Origin of the sequence: Exiguobacterium sp. s189, assembly GCF_018617615.1 — a bacterium.
Classification (GTDB): domain Bacteria; phylum Bacillota; class Bacilli; order Exiguobacteriales; family Exiguobacteriaceae; genus Exiguobacterium; species Exiguobacterium aestuarii_A.
Window position 1 is genome coordinate 163,107 of record NZ_JACSKM010000004.1, and the last position, 20,507, is coordinate 183,613.

25 protein-coding genes and 1 other annotated feature are annotated in these 20,507 nt (G+C 48.5%); of the genes, 13 read left to right on the plus strand and 12 right to left on the minus strand.

Features of this window, described 5'->3' with window-relative positions:
• Positions 1-15 precede the first annotated feature (15 nt).
• Positions 16-1,644, minus strand: a complete 1,629-nt coding sequence (locus KNO99_RS07250) for a PTS transporter subunit IIBC (RefSeq protein ID WP_214746919.1) — start codon at positions 1,642-1,644, stop codon at positions 16-18.
• 220 nt (positions 1,645-1,864) lie between these two features.
• Here KNO99_RS07250 and KNO99_RS07255 point away from each other — a divergent pair, with 220 nt between their 5' ends.
• The 3 genes from KNO99_RS07255 (at position 1,865) to KNO99_RS07265 (ending at position 3,725) form a co-directional block, all read left to right on the plus strand.
• Entirely contained in the window at positions 1,865-2,629 is a 765-nt protein-coding gene (locus KNO99_RS07255) for a TrmH family RNA methyltransferase (RefSeq protein ID WP_214746922.1), read from the plus strand.
• The gene (locus KNO99_RS07260; RefSeq protein WP_015880469.1) at positions 2,601-3,146 is read left to right on the plus strand and encodes a GNAT family N-acetyltransferase; all 546 of its coding nucleotides are present in this window, start codon (positions 2,601-2,603) and stop codon (positions 3,144-3,146) included. The genes KNO99_RS07255 and KNO99_RS07260 overlap by 29 nt, the downstream gene beginning before the upstream one ends.
• A gap of 87 nt (positions 3,147-3,233) precedes the next feature.
• Entirely contained in the window at positions 3,234-3,725 is a 492-nt protein-coding gene (locus tag KNO99_RS07265; RefSeq protein WP_214746925.1) for a hypothetical protein, read from the plus strand.
• Positions 3,726-3,749: 24 nt separating this feature from the next.
• On the opposite strand, the gene KNO99_RS07270 is transcribed toward KNO99_RS07265, so the two are convergent.
• On the minus strand, positions 3,750-4,247 hold the full coding sequence (locus KNO99_RS07270) for a hypothetical protein (RefSeq protein WP_214746928.1): 498 nt from the start codon (positions 4,245-4,247) through the stop codon (positions 3,750-3,752).
• A gap of 111 nt (positions 4,248-4,358) precedes the next feature.
• Between KNO99_RS07270 and KNO99_RS07275 the strand changes: the two genes are divergently transcribed.
• A complete protein-coding gene (locus tag KNO99_RS07275) occupies positions 4,359-5,015 on the plus strand; it encodes a TVP38/TMEM64 family protein (RefSeq protein ID WP_214746931.1) in 657 nt (218 codons plus the stop codon).
• A gap of 29 nt (positions 5,016-5,044) precedes the next feature.
• Here KNO99_RS07275 and queF read toward each other — a convergent pair whose 3' ends face one another.
• From queF to queC, 4 genes are read right to left on the minus strand one after another with little or no spacing between them, the layout of a single operon-like run.
• On the minus strand, positions 5,045-5,533 hold the full coding sequence (gene queF, locus KNO99_RS07280) for a preQ(1) synthase (protein WP_214746934.1): 489 nt from the start codon (positions 5,531-5,533) through the stop codon (positions 5,045-5,047).
• Positions 5,534-5,544: 11 nt separating this feature from the next.
• Positions 5,545-6,255 carry a 7-carboxy-7-deazaguanine synthase QueE gene (gene queE / locus KNO99_RS07285; RefSeq protein WP_214746937.1) on the minus strand — a complete coding sequence of 237 codons (711 nt, stop codon included), beginning with the start codon at positions 6,253-6,255 and terminating at the stop codon, positions 5,545-5,547.
• Entirely contained in the window at positions 6,237-6,695 is a 459-nt protein-coding gene (gene queD, locus KNO99_RS07290; RefSeq protein ID WP_015880475.1) for a 6-carboxytetrahydropterin synthase QueD, read from the minus strand. Before queD ends, queE begins: the two co-directional genes overlap by 19 nt.
• Positions 6,692-7,336 carry a 7-cyano-7-deazaguanine synthase QueC gene (gene queC, locus KNO99_RS07295; RefSeq protein ID WP_214746939.1) on the minus strand — a complete coding sequence of 215 codons (645 nt, stop codon included), beginning with the start codon at positions 7,334-7,336 and terminating at the stop codon, positions 6,692-6,694. The genes queD and queC overlap by 4 nt, the downstream gene beginning before the upstream one ends.
• 217 nt (positions 7,337-7,553) lie before the next feature.
• Between queC and nhaC the strand changes: the two genes are divergently transcribed.
• From nhaC to KNO99_RS07315, 4 genes are all read left to right on the plus strand, one after another.
• Positions 7,554-8,930 (plus strand): Na+/H+ antiporter NhaC, encoded by a 1,377-nt coding sequence (nhaC, locus tag KNO99_RS07300; RefSeq protein ID WP_214746942.1) that lies wholly within the window; start codon positions 7,554-7,556, stop codon positions 8,928-8,930.
• A gap of 84 nt (positions 8,931-9,014) precedes the next feature.
• Complete coding sequence (locus tag KNO99_RS07305) at positions 9,015-9,599, plus strand: DNA-3-methyladenine glycosylase (RefSeq protein WP_214746944.1); 585 nt, start codon at positions 9,015-9,017, stop codon at positions 9,597-9,599.
• An 82-nt stretch (positions 9,600-9,681) separates the two neighbouring features.
• A complete protein-coding gene (locus tag KNO99_RS07310) occupies positions 9,682-10,194 on the plus strand; it encodes a type 1 glutamine amidotransferase domain-containing protein (RefSeq protein WP_026824537.1) in 513 nt (170 codons plus the stop codon).
• A 165-nt stretch (positions 10,195-10,359) separates the two neighbouring features.
• Positions 10,360-11,430, plus strand: coding sequence for an MFS transporter (locus KNO99_RS07315; protein WP_214746948.1), 1,071 nt, complete (start codon positions 10,360-10,362; stop codon positions 11,428-11,430).
• Positions 11,431-11,701: 271 nt separating this feature from the next.
• Here KNO99_RS07315 and bshB2 read toward each other — a convergent pair whose 3' ends face one another.
• From bshB2 to pdxK, 3 genes are read right to left on the minus strand one after another with little or no spacing between them, the layout of a single operon-like run.
• A complete protein-coding gene (gene bshB2 / locus KNO99_RS07320) occupies positions 11,702-12,352 on the minus strand; it encodes a bacillithiol biosynthesis deacetylase BshB2 (RefSeq protein WP_074034220.1) in 651 nt (216 codons plus the stop codon).
• A complete protein-coding gene (locus KNO99_RS07325; protein WP_214695888.1) occupies positions 12,349-12,720 on the minus strand; it encodes a YojF family protein in 372 nt (123 codons plus the stop codon). The genes bshB2 and KNO99_RS07325 overlap by 4 nt, the downstream gene beginning before the upstream one ends.
• Before the next feature lie 55 nt (positions 12,721-12,775).
• On the minus strand, positions 12,776-13,600 hold the full coding sequence (gene pdxK, locus KNO99_RS07330) for a pyridoxine/pyridoxal/pyridoxamine kinase (RefSeq protein WP_214746951.1): 825 nt from the start codon (positions 13,598-13,600) through the stop codon (positions 12,776-12,778).
• A 186-nt stretch (positions 13,601-13,786) separates the two neighbouring features.
• On the opposite strand from pdxK, the gene cbpA reads away from it, so the two are divergent.
• Entirely contained in the window at positions 13,787-14,422 is a 636-nt protein-coding gene (gene cbpA / locus KNO99_RS07335) for a cyclic di-AMP binding protein CbpA (protein WP_214746954.1), read from the plus strand.
• A 34-nt stretch (positions 14,423-14,456) separates the two neighbouring features.
• On the opposite strand, the gene KNO99_RS07340 is transcribed toward cbpA, so the two are convergent.
• From KNO99_RS07340 to KNO99_RS07350, 3 genes are all read right to left on the minus strand, one after another.
• Positions 14,457-14,897: a GNAT family N-acetyltransferase gene (locus KNO99_RS07340; protein WP_371743053.1), complete on the minus strand. Its 441-nt coding sequence runs from the start codon at positions 14,895-14,897 to the stop codon at positions 14,457-14,459.
• A gap of 141 nt (positions 14,898-15,038) precedes the next feature.
• A complete protein-coding gene (locus KNO99_RS07345; protein WP_214746959.1) occupies positions 15,039-15,923 on the minus strand; it encodes a diacylglycerol/lipid kinase family protein in 885 nt (294 codons plus the stop codon).
• Between the two features lie 131 nt (positions 15,924-16,054).
• On the minus strand, positions 16,055-16,429 hold the full coding sequence (locus tag KNO99_RS07350) for a hypothetical protein (protein WP_074034233.1): 375 nt from the start codon (positions 16,427-16,429) through the stop codon (positions 16,055-16,057).
• A 159-nt stretch (positions 16,430-16,588) separates the two neighbouring features.
• Here KNO99_RS07350 and KNO99_RS07355 point away from each other — a divergent pair, with 159 nt between their 5' ends.
• From KNO99_RS07355 to KNO99_RS07370, 4 genes are all read left to right on the plus strand, one after another.
• Complete coding sequence (locus KNO99_RS07355) at positions 16,589-17,020, plus strand: MarR family winged helix-turn-helix transcriptional regulator (protein WP_214746962.1); 432 nt, start codon at positions 16,589-16,591, stop codon at positions 17,018-17,020.
• Positions 17,021-17,141: 121 nt separating this feature from the next.
• A complete protein-coding gene (locus KNO99_RS07360) occupies positions 17,142-17,777 on the plus strand; it encodes an FMN-dependent NADH-azoreductase (protein WP_214746965.1) in 636 nt (211 codons plus the stop codon).
• Positions 17,778-17,856: 79 nt separating this feature from the next.
• The gene (locus KNO99_RS07365; protein WP_214746968.1) at positions 17,857-18,534 is read left to right on the plus strand and encodes a uracil-DNA glycosylase; all 678 of its coding nucleotides are present in this window, start codon (positions 17,857-17,859) and stop codon (positions 18,532-18,534) included.
• Between the two features lie 143 nt (positions 18,535-18,677).
• Positions 18,678-18,871, plus strand: a binding site (T-box leader).
• A gap of 45 nt (positions 18,872-18,916) precedes the next feature.
• Complete coding sequence (locus tag KNO99_RS07370; protein WP_214746971.1) at positions 18,917-20,476, plus strand: aromatic amino acid hydroxylase; 1,560 nt, start codon at positions 18,917-18,919, stop codon at positions 20,474-20,476.
• The last annotated feature ends 31 nt before the right edge of the window (positions 20,477-20,507 follow it).

Consider the following 20,507-nt stretch of genomic DNA (forward strand, 5'->3'; position numbering starts at 1 on the left):
GAGTTGGCCAGTAGATTATGCACCGATGACGTCTTGAATGTCTGATTTCAATACGTCGGCTTTCGGGCCATAGATGGCTTGGACTCCACGGTCTTTCACGATGAGACCCATGGCGCCGTTTTTCTTCCATTCTTGTTCGTCAGAGACGAGTGTAACGTCTTTGACGGTCACACGAAGACGAGTCATACATGCATCGACATCTTCAATGTTTTCTTCCCCACCGAGAAGGGCGATAATCCCCATGACTTGTTCGTTACCTGCCACAGATGACTTCTCTGTCGTCTCTTCCATGTAGTTCCCGTTACGTCCCGGTGTCGGCAAGTTCATCTTCTTGATAAAGAAGTTGAATACACCGAAGTTGAGGAAGAAGAATGCTACAGAGACGAGAACGAAGTTGATCAAGTCTTGAAGAAGTCCCGCTTTGACGATCATCGGGATGCGCGTCAAGAGTTCGATCGCACCGAAGGCATGAATGCGCAAATCGATGATATCTGCCAATGCGAAGGCAGCACCGGCCATAAGCGCGTAGACGACGTAAAGGACTGGCGCGACGAACATGAACATGAACTCGATTGGTTCTGTGACACCTGTCAAGAAGACGGCGAGTCCGGCTGACAAGAACATCGGCTTGTATTGTGCTTTCTTCTCAGCGTCGACGTTACGGTACATCGCATATGCGGCACCAATCAAAGCAGCGAATGACAAGATGACTTGACCGACTTTGAAGCGGGCCGGAACGACATCAGCAAGTAGAGCGTTGTATGCAGCTGTGTCACCAGCGGCACGCAAGTTGACGAGGTCTGTTACCCATGCCAACCAGAGCGGGTCTTGACCGGCAACGACCGAACCAGCTGTCGCACCTGTTAAAATCGTGTACGTTCCGCCAAGTTCCGTGTAGTTCATTGGTACTGTGAGCATGTGGTGTAAACCGAACGGCAAGAGAAGACGTTCGAGTGCACCGTAAACAAATGGAGCAAGGACTGGAGCCGTGTTGCGTGATGTGGCAATCCACTCACCAAAACTGTTGAGTGCCCCTTGGATTGTTGGCCATACAATCGATAGAACGATGGCAGCAACGACCGAACCAAGGATGACAACGAATGGTACGAAGCGCTTCCCGTTAAAGAACGAGAGGGCGTTCGGCAATTTATTGAAGTTGTAGAAACGGTTGTATAGCGCACCACCGAGAAAACCGGCGATGATTCCGACGAACACACCCATGTTGAGGGCAGGTGAACCAAGTACAGATGTGAAGTAGTCTGAGACGACAAGATTTGCACCAAAGAGTGACTCGATTGTCGCTTCTGGGTCCTGAAGCATAGCGCCGTTGACACCGAAGATGGCACCTGTGACACGGTTGATCAAGATGAAAGCGAGGAGTGCGGCGAACGCACCACCTGCACGATCTTTAGCCCACGAACCACCAATCGCGACTGCGAAGAGGATATGTAAGTTGACGATGATCCCCCAACCTAAATCTTCAATGATACGAGCTGTTGTTAATAGAATACCGACGTCTCCGGCTGACATTCCAATCAATTTTCCGATGGAAATCATCAAACCGGCGGCTGGCATGACGGCGATGACGACCATCAAGGCCTTACCGAGTTTTTGCCAGAAATCGAATGAGATCAATTGTTTCATACTATACGCTTCCTTCCTGTGAGGGAGTTTTATCTATTTTTGTTTGCCAATAGTGCAATCGCTTGCATAAATGATTGTAATCGATTGCATAAATTCGTGCAACCGTTTTCGCTATTTTCATTTGTTTTCATTTTTTGAAGTGTAAATGGTAGATGTCGGGCGAACTTGTCAGTCGAATCGAATCTAGCTACAATATGATAGGTTGAAGGGAGCGAGAAAGATGGGTTGGAGACAGACCACATCTGCTTTGACGAAGGACGAGCAGATTGAATTAAAAGAAGAGTTATTGCGGAAAGGTGTATTGCAGGAGGATGATCTTCCTCTCTATGAGATGCTCATGCCGGATCGCATCAAACGGATGTATGAAGTATTGAATACACGAACGAACCATATCACGATTTTGACGGAAGGTGTGGACGATCCGCATAACCAATCTGCCGTGTTGCGTTCAGCAGATGCGTTCGGGGTGCAAACGTTACATGTCGTCGAAGGACGGGCGAAGTTCAAACCGAACTCGATTATCGCCAAAAGCGCCGATCGCTGGGTGGACGTCGTCGAGCACGGGTCGATTGAAGAAGCGATTGACGCTTTAAAGGAAAATGGCTATCAAGTATATGCGACGGCGTTGAGTGAGGAAGCGATTCCGCTCGAAGAAGTAGATGTGTCAAAGCCGACGGTTCTTCTATTCGGGAATGAACATAGCGGTGTCTCGGAAGCGGCGCTCAACAAGGCCGACGGGAATTTTGTCATTCCGATGCAAGGATACGTTCAAAGTTTGAACATCTCCGTGGCGGCTGCGATTTCTTTGTATGACGTCACGACACGGTCACGTCATATCGTGACGGATGGCTATGAGCTTCCTGTCGAGGATCAGGCACGCATCTTTAAAGATTGGATGGTCAAGAGCTTACCGAAACGTACGCTTGGACTATATAAACAAAAAGGTGTCACGGCTTTTGAACGGGAGACAGGAAATTCAGAATGAACGGCGAAATGAACAGACGTACGGAATCTTTGTCCAGAAACTGAAAGGGGATGGCACGATGAGTACGACGAGTTCATTTATCGTAAAAGATGTGACGAACAACTTTAAGGATTTTGAAGAGGACTTTTTCCGACTGTATCGTACGTTATATGGCGACCTCGATCAGTTGCGCTTTAAAGAGCGCCTGTATCGACACGCCAATCCATTAGTGCTCTTAGCATTCTCAGAAGAGCAACTGGTCGGCTTTAAAATCGGTTATGAGGCAGAGCCTTATCGGTTTTATAGCTGGGCGGGCGGCGTACACCCAGACTTTCAAAAGCATGGTATTGGTCGCAAGCTGATGGACACGCAACTTGAGTGGGTCGAAGCGCAAGGTTTTCATTCGATTCGTACGAAAGCGCGGAATACGAACAAAGGGGTCATCATCTTGAACCTCCTTTGCGGATATGACATCATGGGCGCCTACACCGAAGACGGCGAGCCACGTATCATGATGGAGAAACAATTGAACAGTTGAATGGATGCCGCGGTCGAATGATCGCGGTTTTTTGATGAAACCGATTCGACTGAATGAACGTACATAAAGAAAAAGGGGGAATTTGAAATGACAGTGTTTGGATTTGGCGGAGATCCGTTTAGTGACTCCATGGGGGACTCATTCTTTACCGGGATTGTATCGATATTTCCTATCGTGTTCATGGTTATTTTTGGTCTGATTATTTTTGCGTTCCTTAAAACGATTTTTCATCATTCCAAAACGTCGAGCACGTTGAAAGACTTACAACAATTCGCCTCGCAGCTCGCCGATGACCCGAACGATGACACGGCTGAGCGATTGGCAGACTACTTACGGGGTGTCGACTCTTTCTCGATTGAACGGACACGGATGGAACCGTTCCGTGTCGCACTCGGGTGCTATCAATTGGTGATGGAGTCAAGATCCGTTCGCGAGGAGACGAAAGAGCGGCTCGATCGTCAATACAAGCGTCTCGGCATTTTGGACGGGGAAAAATTTGCCGATGAGGCTCCACCACGTCACCGTTCTTCTTCATCGAACCATCATGATATCCACCACAATCACCATGACCATATGTAAAAAGCGAAGGGACTCCTTCGCTTTTTACATATATCGTGAAGCATCAAAGTCGATATCGGTCTGGTAGCGGACGGTCTGGATGGCACTTTCGATTCGAATGGCTCGTTTTTTAATATCGCGCGCTTTCAAGCGATATAGCTCCGGGTCATATAAGGCGTGTTTGATCACGGAAACCCCGTGCACGTATTCCTTTTTCGGACGTAATGACAATTTCTCATAAAGACGTGCTTGGACACGTAACTGAATGGCGAGTTCGATTGCCTCTACGAGCGGGAGCGGACCGTCATGCGTTTCAACGACGGCTTGGACATTCGCTTCTTGAATGAGACGGTCGAGCTGGCGTAAGTCCAGACGAATGTGCTCCAGTTCCATCTCGATATCTTGAAGGGAGCGGGACTGAATCGTCGGAATGGAATCATTCACTTCGAGCGAGATGAATGCCACGTGCTCAATCTCTTCGGTCAATGTATCGATTTGCTCATGGAGCAACTGTTTTAATGTTAGGGCATCTGCAAGGTTCATATCGATTTCCTCCTTCTGCTTTCTCTAACCGTACCACATCGGGATGGCTGAAAAAAGATGGATGACATCTCGGATTGCGGGAATAAAACCAAATAGGAAGGAGGGAGGACGATGAAAAAATGGAAGGTACAGTGGATGATTGCACTCGTCCTACTCCTGTTCGGGACAGCGACGTTCCTTTATCAATGGATTGATATAAGTCCAGGGGACATCCGCGACTATATCATCCAATTCGGTTGGTTGGCCCCTTTAATGTATATCCTCTTGTTCACTGTTCGTCCACTCATCTTGTTTCCGACGTCCGTCTTATCGGTCGCCGGCGGTTTGGCGTTTGGGATGTTACCGGGTGTCGTCTATACCGTCATCGGGGCGACACTGAGTGCTCTCGTCGCTTATTATGTGGCCATCTATTTCGGCGACCGTTTCTTGCATCACTTCGAATCGAAGAACTATGAAGCCATTCAGCACAAAATTGAAGAGGACGGGTTCTTTTATGTACTCATCTTACGTCTCATCCCGCTCGTCAATTTCGATCTGGTCAGCTATGCTTCTGGTTTGGCAAAAGTAAAAGTACCAGCGTATCTATTTGCGACCGTCGTTGGTATGATTCCTGGGGCGTTCGCGAACAACTTTCTCGGAAGCAGCATCGCGAGCGGAGATTGGACGCTGATTGCATTGGCGTTCGGGATCATGCTCGTATTGACGCTCATCGCGACCGTGTTCCGTGAACCGATCAAGCGACAGATCCATCGCTATCAAAAAAAGTAGGCGACTCCAATGGAGCGCCTACTTTTTAATTAACGGTTGTCGACCGTCTCTGGATAGAGGTCATGGTTGAACAGACGATGTTCTGCCATCTTCTCATACTTTGAGCCAGGCTTTCCGTAATTGTAGTACGGATCAATCGAGATGCCGCCACGTGGTGTGAATTTGCCCCACACTTCGAGATAGCGTGGCTCCATCAATTTGACGAGGTCCTTCCCGATGACGTTGATGCAGTTCTCATGGAAGTCACCGTGGTTACGGAAACTGAACAAGTACAACTTCAACGATTTCGACTCAACGAGTTTCTCATCCGGGATATACGAGATGTAGATTGTCGCAAAGTCGGGTTGGTTTGTGATTGGGCACAGGGACGTGAATTCCGGCGCATTGAATTTGACGAAGTAGTCGTTCTCCGGGTGACGGTTCGGGAACGCCTCGAGGACGTCAGGTGTGTATTCAAAAATATAAGGGACGCTCTTCTGTCCGAGGAGCGAGAGGTCTTGTAAGTCTTCTGGTCTCATGTTTATTCTCCTTAGACGCCACGTTCGTTGGCGTACAGTAATGTGTGTAGTTGTGGTAGGACGCGGACGCTTTGCCATGAAGGGTCGCGTGCGACGTCTTCCCACAATTGTTTCAAACGACGGAGCTGGGCATCGGTGATATCACCGTCAGCACCTGGCTCTGGGTTACCGGCAGATAAATACATGACGTCCGGTGCATAGCGTTGTTGTACTTCTTTCGCGTAAGCGAGGTCCACTTCATCAAAGACAGCGACTTTGAATGTCGTCTGCTCCGGGCGCAGCCGTTCGACGATGGCGTCGAGTTGTTCCCAGTTTGTCTTCATGCCAGATGAAGGAGGCTTCGGGCTGAGGGTCACGTCATCGATCTGTGTGAGCCACTCTTGATAGCGGCTACCTTGCGTCTCGACAGCGAGTGTGACGCCACGCTCTTTCAATTTCACGACGAGGTTCTCCATGGCCGCGATGAGGAGCGGGTTTCCACCCGATATGGTGACGTAATCGTACGCACCGAGTGCGTCAAGGCGATCGATGACCTCGTCCGCCGTCAGCATGTCCGGTTTTTCTGAACCGTCCCAAGTGAATGCTGAATCGCACCACGAACAGCGATAATCGCAACCGGCGGTCCGGACGAACATCGTCTTCTGTCCAATGGCACGTCCTTCTCCTTGGAAGGTCGGTCCGAACACTTCTAGAACAGGGATTTTCACGATTCCACCAACCATTCACGGCGGAACTCTGCGTATGACGTCGGCGTTTCGTATAGGCGCACGAATTCAACGCGGACGTCTCGTTCATTTGGCAGGTGTGTCGCCAGTTGTTCGAAAATCCAATAGCACATGTTTTCTGCAGTTGTATTCATATAAGGGAGTGACTCGTTCAAATAGCGATGGTCGAGATATGGCTCAAGCTCTTCTTTGAAGATTTTTTTCAAGTCACCAAAGTCGAGCGTCATCCCGCGATTATCGAGAAAACCGCTGACACCCATCTGGAGCTTATACGTGTGACCATGAAGGGCACGACATTTGCCATCATAATCAAATAAGTGGTGTGCCGCGTCGAATGTCACTTCTTTGACGATTTGAACACGATGCGGGCAGTAGATGAGCGACCCTTCTTGTTTCGATTCGACACTGGTCGGGGCAAGGAATGGAGCATGTTTCATACGCGCACCTCCTCGTAAGATGTGAGTCCGTTTTGGCGAAGCTTACACGCCGGACATTCTCCACAACCTGAACCGATGACACCGTTGTAACAAGTGAGCGTACGTTCTTTGACGTAGTCGAAGGCACCCAGCTCGTCGGCGAGTGCCCACGTCTCTTTTTTATCGAGCCACATGAGCGGTGTGTCGATGACGAATGGATAATCCATCGCTAAATTAAGTGTCACGTTGAGTGATTTAATGAATTGGTCTCGGCAATCCGGGTAACCTGAAAAGTCCGTTTCACATACACCGGTCACGATGTGATGCATACCGAGTTGTTTGGCCATGACGGCCGCAAATGATAAGAATAGATGGTTGCGTCCATCGACGAACGTGTTTGGAACGTCCGCATTGTCGATGTCGAGATCGTGTCTCGTGAGCGCATTTGATGTGAGTTGTCCGAGTAGGGACAAGTCGAGGATGTGGTGTGGGACATCAAGTTCTGCCGCGATTTCTTTTGCGACCTCGATTTCCGCATCATGGCGTTGACCATATGCGAACGTCACCGCCTCCACATGAGAGAATTGTTGTTTTGCCCAAAATAGGCAAGTGGTTGAATCTTGGCCACCACTGAAGACGACCAATGCTTTTTCGTGTTGCATGAAGCACACTTCCTTTTCGCTAGTTTTGATGTCGGAGGAGGTTACGAACTCCGGAGGTCACCCTCAAGCATATAATTTATCATAAAAAGACGTTTGACAGGGAGAAAGGAAGCGAGTATAGTAAAAAACATCACTTACACGCTTTTGTGCATAAAAGCGTTTAAGCGGTTAGGTGGAATAACGAATAATTAGGATATAACGAAAGGAGGGGACGTCGATGCAGATGAAAGGAAAAGAAGCTGTATTCGTCGTGTTGATGAGCGGGATCACCTTGCTCGCACTGATGTTTTTGGCCAAAGCGACGCCGCATATGGCGATTTTTGGCACAATGGTAATAGTAGGTGGATACGCGTATTATCGTTCACGCGACTTCAAACAGATTGAAACGGCGATGATCAACGGGATTCGTGAAGCGATCATGCCGGTGTTGATTCTCTTGTTGATCGGGATGCTCATCGGAGTATGGCAAATGTCCGGGACGGTCGCGACGATCCTCTCCATCGGTTTAAATACAATTTCCGCTGAATGGTTCTTACCGAGTGTCTTATTGATTACGATGATCGTCTCGACATTCACAGGAAGTGCGTTTACTACAGTCGGAACGGTCGGTGTCGCCTTGTTCGGAATCGGGACGGCACTAGGCATCTCGCCAGCTCTCGCTGCAGGTGCCATCGTGTCGGGTGCGCTCTTCGGAGACAAGATGAGCCCGTTGTCAGATACGACAAACTTTGCTCCGGCAGTGGCGGGTGTAAAATTATTTGACCACATTCGCTTCATGATGGGGACGACGATTCCAGCGTTCATCATCACGTTAATTTTATTCACGTTCCTCGGACGTAGCGGTCAAACTGCCGACACGACTCAAATCGCAGAGGCGCAAGCCGCGCTCAGCGGACGTTTCGACCTCTCGTGGCTCACGTTGATTGCTCCTGTCCTTGTCGCAGTGCTTGCGTTCCGTCGGATGCCGGTCTTGCCGACGATGCTTGTTGGGATGTTCGCAGGTGTATTGACGGCTGGATTCGTTCAAGGCAACTGGAGCATCTCGAACTGGCTAGGTGTCATGCAGTCTGGATTCAAGTCAGGTGTCGAGAATGAGACGATTGCGACGGTACTCGATCGTGGTGGTCTCGAATCGATGCTTTGGTCGGTCAGCCTCGTCTTGATCGCTCTTGCATTCGGTGGCCTGTTACGTGAACTCGGTGTGTTCCAAGCGATCGTTGAATCGTTGCTCGAGCGCTTGAAGTCACCAGGAAGTTCGGTTCTATCGGTCGTCCTCAGCTCGATCGGTGTCAACTTGCTCGCAGGGGAACAGTACTTGTCGATTCTCTTGCCAGGACAGGCGTTCAAACAAGGGTTCATCGATCGTGGGATCGACCCACGCTACTTGTCACGTGCGCTTGAGGATGGCGGGACTGTGATCAACCCGCTCATTCCATGGGGTGTCTCCGGAGCGTTCTTCGCAGCGACACTCGGTGTGCCTGTATTGGAATACGCACCATTTGCATTCTTCCTCTGGCTTAGCCCGGTCTTCTCCATCATTTTGGGATACGTCCGATTGGGGAAGCAACGTGAATCACTTAAAATCGCATCATAATGTCAAGGTGTCCTGCTATGCAGGGCATCTTTTTTGTATGCACCATATGACTTTTGAGAAAATAGGAGAAACGGAGGTGGAACGATGAAGCGACTCGATCTGGCATTTTATGAACAACCGACACTCGAATTGGCACGCGCCTTACTCGGGCAATATTTGGTGCGGCGACATCCGGAAGGTGACATCATCGCAAAGATTGTCGAGACAGAGGCTTACCTCGGTGCCATCGACCGGGCGGCACATAGTTTCGGAGGGCGTCGAACGAAACGGACGGAAGTCATGTTCGGACAGCCTGGGCATGTATACACGTATCAAATGCATACACATACGCTCCTGAACGTGGTCAGTGGTCCGGTTGGTACACCGGAAGCCGTGTTGATTCGAGCCGTCGAACCGATTCAAGGACATGAATGGATTTCTTCGAACCGTCCTGGGGTGAAACGATATGACCAAACGAACGGACCGGGGAAGTTGACGAAAGCACTCGGGATCACGATGGACTTATATGGTCACTCGTTCCAACAAGACCCGCTCTATCTTGCTGAAGGTGAGACGGGAATGGTGATCGAGGCGGGTCCACGCATCGGCATTCCGAACACGGGCGAGGCGCGTGACTACCCATATCGCTTCTTTGAACGCGACAATCCGTATGTCTCGAAGTTCCGTTGAATGCATGCAATGATGTTTAAGTGATTCATGCCAGTGGAACACTCCCTATGTGCATAAAACAAACAGAGGGAGTGTTTAGAACATGGCAAAAGTAGCAACGCTCATTACAGATATGTTTGAAGATGTAGAATTCACGGGTCCCCGTGACGCATTGGTGGATGCGGGACATGACGTCGTGACGATCGAGAAGAAAGCAGGCAACACGGTAGAAGGGAAGCAAGGAGAGGCGAAAGTGAACATCGATCAATCGATTGACGATGTATCGCCAGAAGACTTTGACGCCCTTCTCTTACCAGGCGGATTCTCTCCTGACTTGTTACGTGAGGACGAACGTTTCGTCTCGTTCGCGAAAGCTTTCATGGATGCGAAAAAACCTGTCTTTGCCATCTGTCACGGACCGCAGCTGTTGATTACGGCGAAGACGTTAGAAGGTCGTGACGCGACCGGCTACAAATCGATTAAAGTCGACATGGAGTATGCCGGTGCCAAATATGCGGACAAAGAAGTCGTCGTCTGTCAGAACCAGCTTGTGACGAGCCGTCAACCGGATGACATTCCGGCGTTCAATCGCGAGATTCTCAACTTATTGAAATAACACGTCAACCACGAGAGGAATCTCGTGGTTTTTTTGTGTTTTCGGGAATAGACAAGTAAGGAGGAGATTCAAATGAAAAAACGAGCACGTTCACCTAGTTAAGTTCGTCGAAACGTTGTCCGATTAGGATGGATTCGTTGGTTTGAAGGCTTGATTCCCGCATACGTGATTGAACGGCTGTTCTGGGAGTCACGAGGCATCTCCATTCAGGAAGTCGTTTATTTAGAGATGGTATATGCGCTCATCATCGTTCTGTTCGAAGTACCGACCGGTGTATGGGCGGACCATACGGCACGGCGTCGACTTGTCCAAATCGGTGTTGCGTTAGAATGGCTGTCGTTTATCGTCATTTTGTATTCGTTCACGTTCGCGGGTTTCTTTGTCGCGATCAGCTGTTCGGCCGTTGGGTCGGTTATTCGAAGTGGGGCAGAGAATGCGCTGCTATACGAGTCCTTACAGGAAAGTCACGAAGCGTCGTCATTCGAACGGGTTCTTGGGACACTGAACGCGATTGGGATTGTGGCTGCTGTGGTGGCGGCATTGAGTGGTAGTATGTTGGCTCAGTACCTTCCCTTGGAGTGGAACTATGGAGTCTCGATTTTGAGTTTAATGATGGCGACACTATGTAGCGTATTTCTCGTTGAACCGACTCATCGAGAGCGGGAGGAACGTTTGACGTGGCGCCATTTGTTCAAAGGGTTTCAATTCATTTGGTCAAACCGACAACTTCGTTATGTCACAATCGGTTTTTTGGCAGCGGTATCCGCTTTTAACTTCATCGATGAATTTTGGCAACTGTACGCACGTGACGTGTCCGTTCCGATCTATTGGTTCGGTGTCATTTCAAGCGGGTTGCTCTTGATCCAGTTACCTGGGCAACTGTTCGCAGGTACCATCGTGCGTGTTGCCCCATCGGAACGTTGGTTGAAACGATTCGGTTGGGTGATGGGTGGCGGGTTTCTCTTCATTGGTTTATTTCCGAGTCCAATCGGAATTGGTGTCATGGGATTGTCGGCGCTTCTCTATGGGGCGATGGAGCCGCTTTATTATGGACTTTTGCACCATCAAGTTCCTTCATCCATTCGAGCGACGACGGAATCGTCTGTCTCGATGCTGTGGCATCTTGGCATTCTCGGATTAGGGGTTGTCTTTATTATAGGGACAACAGCGTCGCTATTTTTGGCGTATTCAATGATTGGGCTTGTTGTGTGGGTCGTTCATGTGACTGCACGATAATTCTCACAGGCATGGGCCATAAGCCATGCCTGTTTTTACGTCTTAAGACGGACGCAAGATGGTGAGGAGAAGTGTATGCTTAAAATAATCAAATCGAATACATAAAAACAGCACACCCTGAAAGGGATGCGCTGTTTGAAACCAATCCATAGAAACGTTCGTATAGTCTAGAAGAGGTGAAAACATGGGACAAATCGTCGTAGTATTCGGAACGTTAATCGGTCTTGGGACCGTTGGGGCATTGCTTTATATGACCCGTCTAGCCTATGAATCATGAGAACGGATAATGATAGAAGCGCTCACGTTGGAGTAACTCCATGACGTGGGCGTTTTCTGCGTTGTCGATTGCGCGAAGTAGACCTTCCGTCTGAGAACGATGAGCAAAGAGGGAGTCTTTTTTCTGCTCGCTCTCTTCCGTCACATCGACGATCACGTGAGGTTGTCCGAGTTCTTCTTCTGTGCGGCGATCGAAGGCGACACCTAAAAACTCAGGGCGTGACTCTCCCATCTCCTGAAGTGCTCGTACGACAGCACGAGCTGTCGCTTCATGGTCTGGGTGGACGGCATATCCTGGATAGAACGAGATGACCGTTTCCGGCTTCACTTCGTCAATCAAGGCGCGGAAGCGACCAGCGAGCTCTGCCTCGTCCTCAAATTCAACGGTTTTATCACGAAGTCCCCACATGCGCAGGTCCTCGATGCCCATCATCCGACAAGCTTCTTCAAGTTCATGCTTTCGAATTTTAGGGAGCTCCTCACGCGTCGTAAAGATCGGGGAACCCATGTTGCGTCCCATCTCGCCGAGTGTTAAGCAGACATACGTGACCGGGAGTCCTTTTTGACGATGTTGGATGATCGTTCCGGCCGAGCTGAACGCCTCATCGTCCGGGTGTGGGAAAATGACGAGTAATGGTCCATTCATTGATTCTCCACCTCCGATGCTCCTTGAGGGAGCGGTTTGATATCGATATGCAAGGCACAGGCGAGTCGACCAAGACGATCGTGACCAGCGAGTAGTAACTGTTCGCCGTGCACTTCGTAGTCGGTCAATCCTTCGACATAGAGCCAACCGTGATCAAGTTTTAAGCCGACACGGTAAGGTCCATTTCCTTTGATTTGACCGATGCTATATTCGATTTTGGCATTACGGATAAACATCCCGGCGTTATGGAAGTCCGGGTCGTTATGTGTCGCATAGGCACCATTTGTCGTCTCGACATGCACGAAAAGTGGCGTTGCGACGTGATTGTCTAAATATTGCTGAATGTGATCAGGTTGAATCGCTTTCACGTCTGTCCCTCCAATGGAAAGGATGACCCGAAACGTCACGTTCCGGGTCATCTGTTTACGATTGTGTTGCTACTTTTTTACGGTATCCCGTATGGTTCGTCGGTCCGACGTATTGGTTGAGACGGAATGAGTGACGAACTGCTTCTGTGATAAATTCTTTTCCGATTTCAATCGCTTCTTCGACCGTATGGCCGTTTGCGAGAGAAGCCGCGATGGCAGAAGAGAACGTGCATCCACCACCGTGTGTGAACGCAGGCTCAATTTTTTCACTTTCAAGCAGACGGTATTCGTTTCCGTCATACAAGACATCGAATGCTGTGTCGAAACCAAGTTTGCCGCCGACTTTGACGATGACAATCTCAGCGCCAAGCTCATGAATGAGACGAGCCGCTTCTTTGATTTCGTCCATCGTCGATGGTGTTTTATCGAGACCAGCGAGCATACGCGCCTCGAATAAGTTTGGAGTGATGATTTTTGCGACTGGTACGAGATGTTGACGCATTGCGACCGCAACGTTCGGGTCAAGAATCTCATCCGCACCTTTACATGCCATGACCGGGTCGACGACGGCATTCTCGATTCCGTATTCTTTAATCTTACGTGCTGCGAGTTCGATGATTTCAGGTGTCGGGAGCATTCCCGTCTTCACTGCATCGACTCCGATCCCAGCGAGTACCGTATCAATTTGTTTCTCAATCAATGTCGTGTCGATTGGAAAGACTTCGTGGTTCCATGCGTTATGTGGATCTTGTGCCACAATGACAGTCAAAGCTGTCATACCGTACACACCGAGTTCTTCCATCGTTTTGAGGTCGGCTTGGATACCCGCGCCGCCGCTCGTATCAGAACCGGCAATCGTCAATGCTTTTTTCATCGTCATAATCGTCCATCCCCTTTGTCTGTTTGGATAGTTTCACTATAACGACTTTTTTGTATTCCGACAAATGCAAGGATTACAAGAAGTGTTCATAACTTTTCAGAAAAAGTATGCAGGATGTTCATCATATTTGGGGAATAATAATGAATAGGGTGTAGACCACTTTATTATTGGCTGGGAGGAAAACGCATGTTAGTGCATAGCTTATGTATCCCGAAGAAAGATGTTGTCACCATCAGTGAAAAGGCAACATTGCGGGAAGCGCTTCATACGCTTGAAGAAACAGGATATCGTTGTGTGCCTGTTTTAGACGAGACGGGGAAATTTTTCCGCGGTAACATTTATAAGATGCATATTTATCGTCATGGAATGAACGAGGAAAACATGGACGATAATGTGATGACGCTCATCAAAAATACGCAAAAATACGTTCATGAATCCGACGGCTTCTTCGAAGTCTTTTTCTCGATTAAAGAATTGCCATACATTGCTGTATTGAAAGATGAAAGCAATGAGTTTTATGGGATTCTTCCGCACGGGAAGATGCTTGGGATGCTCGAAGAGGCATGGAGTCGTGACACAGGTAGTTACGTCTTGACGATTGCCTTGAGCGAACAGGCAGGAGCGCTCGAGAAGATTACAAAAATCGTGAACAAGTATACGTCAATCGCAAGCTTGATGACGCTTGATGCAAAAAGTAAGGTGTTGCGTCGCGTACTCGTGACGTTACCACCGGATTGCGAAGAAGACATGAAGAACAAAGTTGTTGCCAAGCTTGAACAAAAAGGCTTCCGGATCGTCGAAGTCGAGAACTTGAACAACTAAGTCAAAGCCCTTTCACGTCAAGTGAAAGGGCTTTTTACTCGAGTCGTTTTTCCATTCGGATATCGGACCAAAATTGACCGTCCCAGTAAGTGAAGTGCTCGATTCGTCCGATTTCTTCATAACCGAGTTTCGAATAGAGACGATGGGCCGCGTGATTGAAAGCGAATACGCCGAGCTCCATGCGAGGCGTCCCCTGTGCCCGCAGTTTCTCCTCCAGCAAACGAAGGGACTCCGTGCCCACGCCTTTGCCACGTCCTACGGATTCCCCGATGACAAACCCGAGCCACGCCGTACCAGGTTCTTGACGGTACAGATGAGGGGGGTCATACATGACGTTCATTTCGCCGACGAGATGGTCGTCTGCATAAATGAGAAAAATATCATGTGTCAGAAGACGATCCTCTAAATCTTCGACCGTCATCTCATAATGAGCGGTCAATTCTTCTTCAGACCGACTCGGACGAATCAAATGCACGATTTGTGGGTCATTATTCCAGCGATTGAATGTCTCGACGATTTCGTCGGATGCTGTTGTAAGTTGAACAAGCGAGATGTTGATAGGTCATTCTCCTTTCTCGCTTGTTAACATTCGGTTTCGTTCATAAAAGTCCTTCTCTTATACGGGCTTCAATACGTTCAAATGACTCGGTAAAATTTCAAATGTAAATGGCAACGTTCCACCAGTGTCACCATCTGCATTTACAGGAAGAAATTCAGGCGAGTGGACGCTCACCCGTGTCGTACAGAATGACGTGACACTGTCTGTTTCCTTTAATTTTCCTGTGAACAGGGCAGGCGTTAATTGAAGCGCGTCTTTTAGACCGAGCTCTTCAAAAATATAGACGTGCAACAGACCGTCATTCAGTCGCGCGTCCGGTTCGAAATTCTCAAATCCTCCGACCGAGTTCGTCAAGGCGATGACGACAAGATAAGCTTCGCCATCAAATTGACCGTCCTCACTTTCGATCGACAACGCATAAGGACTATGTTCGCGGAACGCCTTCACGCCTTCAATTAGATAGGCGAACGGCCCCCACTTTGTCTTTTCTTCCACGCTCACTTCATCGACCGCCTCGGCAATGAGACCAATGGCAATGACGTTCATAAAATAGCCGTTCTCATATTTTCCGATATCCATCGGTGTCGGTTCAGCGTCACGAAGAGCTTCAATCGCTTTTTTTGGATCATTTGGTACACCAAGTGCGCGGGCGAGGTCATTGACCGTACCGAGCGGGATGAGTCCAAAATCAGGACGATGAGGCGCTTCCGCAAGTCCGGTGACCGCTTCGTTCAACGTCCCGTCTCCACCCATCGCAATGACGGCTTTATATTGTTTTTCCGCTGCTTCTCGTGCAAAGTTCGTCGCATCCTGTTCTTTCTCCGTGAAGCGGACATCGACGTGTCCATATCGTTCACGCAACACTTCCTCGGCATGTGTCGCGTGTTGTTCCCCCAATTCTTTTCCTGAGGATGGATTGACGATTAACATGACTGTGTCCATTCCAACATATCTCCTTTTCGGTTCGAATACTGTCCTTTATTCCCGTCTGCGAAATCGGTTACTCCTAAAAAATCCCCATGATCGTCAGCACTTTCGGCTGATCTTCATGGGGATTGGAACATGTCGTTCGTTTAATAATGACGGAATGCGGACATATCTAAATGACTCGCTTCAGACTCATCCACTGCGAGTTCGATACGCAGATGTTCATGAAACGGAGAAACGAGGGCGCCCATGCAGGCGACCGGTTCATGGTCTGGGACCGGTGATTTACGTTTCGTTTTGACGAATAAATAATCCGATCGCTTCAACGTCAACAAGAAACGTTCCACGGCGTGCGGTTCACGGGTCACGTTTGGCCAAGGTAAATGATTGAATAATAAAAAGACCGCGCCTTCCTTTTCGAGCGCATAGTCCGGTGCGATGCCTTCCCGATTCAACAAATCGATGACAGCATGCAAAAACTCCCGTTTAATCGTCAATGAAATTTCGTAATACTCACGCATACGGTCCACCCTTTCTTAAAATCACAATACTACCATTCTAAACGTTTCCGACATACGCGACAATGAAGAAGTTCCTTGACGAAGTATTTTTCCCGGCTTATACTGCATAAGTCCTGCTATACTAGTGATATATGATGAACGAATTGAGGTGAAACCGACATGATTGAATCCCTTGAATTGAAGGCATGGGTCGTTCTCGCACGGACGATGGATGCCATCAGCGATCGTGTGAAAGAAGATTTACGACGCCACCAGTTAAATTCAACAGAGTTCGGTGTTTTATCCGTTTTGTATAAACGAGGAGATACCCCGTTACAACAAATCGGGGACCAGATTTTGATTACGAGTGGTAGCGTGACATACGTAATCGACAAGTTGGAAAAGCGTGGGCTGATTGAACGAATCGCCTGTCCGTCCGACCGTCGCGTCACATACGCCTCGTTAACAGAGGATGGGAAGGCGCTCATGGATGTCGTCTATCCACAGCACATCGAAATCTTTAAAGATATATACGGACCGTTAAGCGATGAAGAGACGGAACAATTGATTTCGTTATTGAAACGAGTCGGTTATAACGCAGCGGGCAAATAAAGCCCGTTGCTTTTTTCATTAATATCTTGAAGTTAAAATAATTGACGATGAGATATACAGATGATATAGTTCTAACTGTTATTGAAAAAAATTAGAGATTACCCAAATGGAGGATTACACGATGACTAAAGTATTATATGTATCGGCTAACCCGAAACCAACTGAACTTTCATACAGCAAACAAGTTGCAGAAACATTCGTATCAACACTCAAGGCTGAAAACGCATCAATCGAAGTAGAAGCAATCGAACTCTACGATGTCGATGTACAAGAAATCGATGGAGACGTGCTCAGCGCATGGGGCAAATTCGCATCAGGCGAAGCACTCACTGACGTGGAAGCGAAAAAAGTAGGCATAATGAGCGGCATGCTCGAGAAGTTCATGGAAGCGGACCTTTATGTATTCGCAACGCCAATGTGGAACTTCTTCTTCCCAGCACGCATGAAAATGTTCCTCGACAGCGTTCTCATGGCGGGTAAAACGTTCCGTTATACGGAGCAAGGTCCTGTCGGATTGCTTGAAAACAAACAAGCGATCCATATCCAAGGAACAGGTGGTATCTACACAGGAACTGACCTTAACTTTGCAGACGCATACCTCCGCCAAGCGCTCGCGTTCGTCGGTGTGTCTGAAGTGACGACGGTAGCGGTTGAAGGGATGAACCAATACCCAGACAAAATCGAAGAAATCGTTGCGGACGCGAAAGCGAAAGCAGAAGCACTTGCGAAGGAAGTTGCAGGCGCAGTAACGGTATAATGCGAAAGACGAGTCGGCTGGCTCGTCTTTTTGTATGCTCGCATTTTGGGTATCATACAAAGGGAAAGGGGAGTATGCAATGGGAGAGCAGTTATCGAGTCGATTACTTGGAGATTGGACAGACATCATCCAAGACGAGATGAGTCAACCTTATTTCCAACAGTTAAAGCAATTCGTCGATCAAGCGTATGAAGAGACAATCGTTTATCCGAATCGTGAAGACATTTGGAATGCGTTTATTTACACGAAGTTTAGTGACGTGAAATGCGTGATATTAGGGCAAGACCCGTATCATGGACCAAACCAAGCGCATGGTCTCAGTTTTTCGGTACAGGATGGGGTGCGTTTCCCACCGTCGTTACGAAATATCTTTCAAGAACTAAAGGATGACGTCGGGTGTGACATTCCGAAGAGTGGGAATTTAGAAAAATGGGCGAAACAAGGAGTTCTCCTTTTGAACACAGCTTTGACGGTCGAAGCGGGGAAGGCGGGCTCGCATCGTGGAAAAGGATGGGAACAATTCACCGACTCGGTAATCGAACGACTAGGGAGTCGTGAAGAGCCCATCGTATTCATCCTTTGGGGGAATGACGCCAAGAAAAAAATGAAATGGATTGGAGAGCAGCATCAAGTGCTCACGTCCGTTCATCCGAGCCCCCTATCATCCCACCGTGGATTTTTCGGGTCAAAGCCGTTTTCTCAAGTGAATGACGCTTTAAACGAATGGGGACAGTCTCCAATCGATTGGTGTCTTTGACAGTCTACGAAAATTCGTAGACTGTTTTTTGTTGACGCGTCGAAAAACCTTTGGTAGAGTAACTAACAAGACGTCACTTTAACGCTTAAAAGCATATATGCATAACAGCATAACTGTGTAAAAGATGGAGAAATGAATACGTATTAGAAGCGAAGAAGGAACCGAAGTAGAGACATCTTCCCTGGCCCAGAGAGCGTGTGGTGCTGCGAACACGCCCAAAAGATGAATCGAATTACAGTTCCCGAGCTCTCATGATTGAGCGGTCCCCCGTTATCGGATGAAGCGGCTAGATGTTTTCTAGCAACCAGGGTGGTACCGCGGCTTTGTCGTCCCTATCGATTGAATCGATAGGGATTTTTTTGAATTTAAAGGAGGACTTCACATGTTGACACAATCGATTCCAGCACATCTTGCCCCACATATCTCACCGCAGTTTTACAATGAATACACACCAACGGATCACGCGGTCTGGCGCTTCGTTTTAAGTTTGAATCTGCATACGTTAGAAGGAAAGGCGCACCCGTTTTACATCGAAGGATTAAAACGGACGGGAATGGGACCAGACCGATTACCGAACGTCGAACAGATGACGGATGAGATGCGGGCAGCGGGATGGTCGACGGTCGCAGTGGATGGACTCATCCCAGGCGTTGCCTTCTTTGATTTCCAAGGGAACGGGATGTTGCCGGTCGCGACAGACATTCGAAAAGTCGAGAATATTTTATACAGTCCAGCACCGGATATCATTCATGAGGCAGCAGGTCACGCGCCGATGCTGATGGACCCTACATTCTCGGAAATCGTCAAACGTTTCGGTCAACTAGGAGCGAAGGCATTCATGAACCGAGAAGAGCATGCTTCGTTCGCGGCATTGAAACGCTTGACGATCGTGAAAGAGAACGCCAACTCAACGGAACAAGACATCGAGGCGGCAGAACGAGCGGTACACGAAGCAAAAGCGCAAGTGACCGGTTTTTCAGAGGCACAACAAGTCGCACGCATCTTTTGGTGGACAGTTGAATTTGGATTGATTGGTGATCTTGAGAATCCGATGATTTACGGGGCGGGCCTCTTGTCATCTGTTGGTGAAAGCCGTCACTGTCTGACCGATGCGGTCGTCAAACATCCATTTGATTTAGAGCATGCGCTACAGACGAAGCAAGACGTGACGAATATGCAAAAAGAACTATTCGTCATTCCAGACTTTGAGACGCTTTCTTCCGTTTTAGATGAATTAGAGGGGAGAATGGCCATTCGAAAAGGTGGGGTTGAATCGGTCACAAAAGCATTGGCGTCGGGAAGTCAATCGACGATTCGACTCGAGGACGGTTCAGAACGTGTCGGCATCGTACGCCACATGACAGAATCGAAGGAACATACGCTCATCCAATGGGATGAGTGCACAGTCGTAAAAAATGGTCAGTTGTCGAAACGAGAACGTCACGGACTTCTCATTGTCCATGACACGGAATCTGCGCTAGACCGAGATGATCTCCTCGAGGACGGAACGACACTTCGTCAGGCATGTGCATCGGACATGCTTGAAGGTATGACCGTTCAACTGGAAGGACGGACGATCACACTCGATTCACTCGAAGTACGCGTCGATTCACTTCCATCGGTATTCCCTGGAACGACGGTGGAAGAATTGACGATCATTGAAAAACCAGTGATTATCGAACGGGATGAACGTGTATGGACGAAAGATGACCCGATGTTCAATCGCATTCACCTCATGCGTGAACGCGGGGAATCGATTGATGGTCTCGTTCCAGACATTTTATCCGAGCATCCAGATGCGTGGTTGTTACACATTGAATGTCTGGAGTTAGTAGAAAATGAGGAATTGAAGCAGGCCTTGATTGACCGACTTGAAGCACTTCGTCATACATCTCCTTCTCGAAATGAATTAATTGGACGCGCGTTCGAACTGTTGCGCTAACGAAAATAAGCGACGTTCTCCGAACAGAGAA

Coding starts and splice junctions, on each gene's coding strand:
- KNO99_RS07250 (WP_214746919.1), bottom strand. CDS start 1,644: ATGAAACAATTGATCTCATTCGATTTCTGGCAAAAACTCGGTAAGGCC.
- KNO99_RS07255 (WP_214746922.1), top strand. CDS start 1,865: ATGGGTTGGAGACAGACCACATCTGCTTTGACGAAGGACGAGCAGATT.
- KNO99_RS07265 (WP_214746925.1), top strand. CDS start 3,234: ATGACAGTGTTTGGATTTGGCGGAGATCCGTTTAGTGACTCCATGGGG.
- KNO99_RS07270 (WP_214746928.1), bottom strand. CDS start 4,247: ATGAACCTTGCAGATGCCCTAACATTAAAACAGTTGCTCCATGAGCAA.
- KNO99_RS07275 (WP_214746931.1), top strand. CDS start 4,359: ATGAAAAAATGGAAGGTACAGTGGATGATTGCACTCGTCCTACTCCTG.
- queF (WP_214746934.1), bottom strand. CDS start 5,533: ATGAGACCAGAAGACTTACAAGACCTCTCGCTCCTCGGACAGAAGAGC.
- queE (WP_214746937.1), bottom strand. CDS start 6,255: ATGGTTGGTGGAATCGTGAAAATCCCTGTTCTAGAAGTGTTCGGACCG.
- queD (WP_015880475.1), bottom strand. CDS start 6,695: ATGAAACATGCTCCATTCCTTGCCCCGACCAGTGTCGAATCGAAACAA.
- queC (WP_214746939.1), bottom strand. CDS start 7,336: ATGCAACACGAAAAAGCATTGGTCGTCTTCAGTGGTGGCCAAGATTCA.
- nhaC (WP_214746942.1), top strand. CDS start 7,554: ATGCAGATGAAAGGAAAAGAAGCTGTATTCGTCGTGTTGATGAGCGGG.
- KNO99_RS07305 (WP_214746944.1), top strand. CDS start 9,015: ATGAAGCGACTCGATCTGGCATTTTATGAACAACCGACACTCGAATTG.
- KNO99_RS07310 (WP_026824537.1), top strand. CDS start 9,682: ATGGCAAAAGTAGCAACGCTCATTACAGATATGTTTGAAGATGTAGAA.
- bshB2 (WP_074034220.1), bottom strand. CDS start 12,352: ATGAATGGACCATTACTCGTCATTTTCCCACACCCGGACGATGAGGCG.
- pdxK (WP_214746951.1), bottom strand. CDS start 13,600: ATGACGATGAAAAAAGCATTGACGATTGCCGGTTCTGATACGAGCGGC.
- cbpA (WP_214746954.1), top strand. CDS start 13,787: ATGTTAGTGCATAGCTTATGTATCCCGAAGAAAGATGTTGTCACCATC.
- KNO99_RS07345 (WP_214746959.1), bottom strand. CDS start 15,923: ATGGACACAGTCATGTTAATCGTCAATCCATCCTCAGGAAAAGAATTG.
- KNO99_RS07350 (WP_074034233.1), bottom strand. CDS start 16,429: ATGCGTGAGTATTACGAAATTTCATTGACGATTAAACGGGAGTTTTTG.
- KNO99_RS07355 (WP_214746962.1), top strand. CDS start 16,589: ATGATTGAATCCCTTGAATTGAAGGCATGGGTCGTTCTCGCACGGACG.
- KNO99_RS07360 (WP_214746965.1), top strand. CDS start 17,142: ATGACTAAAGTATTATATGTATCGGCTAACCCGAAACCAACTGAACTT.
- KNO99_RS07365 (WP_214746968.1), top strand. CDS start 17,857: ATGGGAGAGCAGTTATCGAGTCGATTACTTGGAGATTGGACAGACATC.
- KNO99_RS07370 (WP_214746971.1), top strand. CDS start 18,917: ATGTTGACACAATCGATTCCAGCACATCTTGCCCCACATATCTCACCG.